This window comes from Mesorhizobium sp. L103C131B0, from assembly GCF_000502275.1.
In the GTDB taxonomy this organism is placed as follows: Bacteria; Pseudomonadota; Alphaproteobacteria; order Rhizobiales; family Rhizobiaceae; genus Mesorhizobium.
Genome location: NZ_AYXC01000055.1, coordinates 1 through 1,363, shown reverse-complemented (window position 1 = coordinate 1,363; position 1,363 = coordinate 1). Strand labels below are relative to the sequence as shown.

1 protein-coding gene is annotated in these 1,363 nt (G+C 62.1%); it reads right to left on the bottom strand.

The window, feature by feature from the left end; genetic code table 11:
• Positions 1-177: 177 nt before the first annotated feature.
• Positions 178-1,363 (bottom strand): tetratricopeptide repeat protein (locus X730_RS135400; protein WP_023827887.1); only part of this gene is annotated, 1,186 nt, incomplete at its 5' end.

Sequence of the window (1,363 nt, the reverse complement as noted above, 5' to 3'; positions counted from 1 at the left end):
GACCTCATCCTCGCCCATGAGCGTGCTGTAGCCGACCACGTCGGCAGCAAGGATCGCGGTAAGCCTTCGCTCCATACCTGCCTGCGCCCTCCTTGGTCGATCAAGCGGCTTCGCGCAGCCTATTCTAGTCCCGCATCGGACGCGAGTGTGTGCGTCCGTTATGACGCGCGTGTGGTTCTACTGAACAACCGTAAAGTGAAACACCTTGCTTGAGTTGACGAAGGAATAGCCGCCGCCTCCATCGTCGCGGCGTTTATAGACGGGTCCACAGTCGGGGCGCCCGAACATATTCTCGCTCAGCTCGCACAATAAGTCGCCATCGACACGGACGGTCTCGGTGACCAGCCGCGTCGTGGAGCGGAAGGCTGCCTTGCCGTCGCTCCCGATCTGGAGGAAGGCTGGTTGGAGACCGGGCTCAAGCTGACCCTGCAGAGTATGGCCCAGCACCAGCGAGGCGATCTCCTTGCCCTTCAAGCGGTTGTGCTCATCGCCGGTGAAACCGAACGGCCATTCGGGCAAGCCCGCCTGCTGCAACGCGTCGACGATGAGAGCCAAATCCTGCGGGTTACGATATTGGGCACCGTTGAGTCGGTATGCGGACAATGAATCGAAACCTGGTGTGGACATGGCACCTAGCCCCTCGGCCACTGCCGCCCTGGCATCCTGCAGGCGGCCGGCGCGGGCGTAGGCGGCACCAAGCGTGATCGTGAAATCTCCGACTGACGGCGCATCGTCGCGGGTGCGTTCGAGGGCCTCGATCGCCCTGTCGTTGCTCCCTTGAATTAGAAAGACCAGACCGGCAATTTGCCGGTTTACAGGTGAAAGGTTGGGATCGAGCCTGAGCGCCGTCTCGACCGCTTCGGCAGCCTCAGCATGACTGCCGGCGAACAGTTGCACGTATCCCAGGGCTATTTGCGTCTCAGCATCGCCGGGGCCGAGTGCGACGGCTCGCTCGACCGAAGCGATGGCTTCCTCGTAGCGGCGATCCACGACCTGCATGATCCCAAGAATAGCATAGGGCGACGAAAGGTCAGGGTCGAGTTGCAAAGCTCGGCTCGCCTTCTCATAGGCTCTCTTTCGTGCTGGCGCGCTCTGCATGATGTCATTGAACGATTCACGCCAGATATACACCGTCGTGCTTGCATCCGCCGCGAAGGCTTCCGCAAAAGCGGGGTCGAGCTGCTCCGCCTTGTCGTAGAGCGTGAGCGCCTCCCGCAGGCCGTCGCGCCGACCGGTCCGTGCTGTCTGCTCGGCACGAAGATAGAAGTCGTAGGCTTCGAGGTTTTCGGTCGGCGGCCGCGCCATGCGCTCGCTTTCCGCTGCCGAAGGTTGCATGCCAAGCGCCTTGGCGATCTCGCCGCTC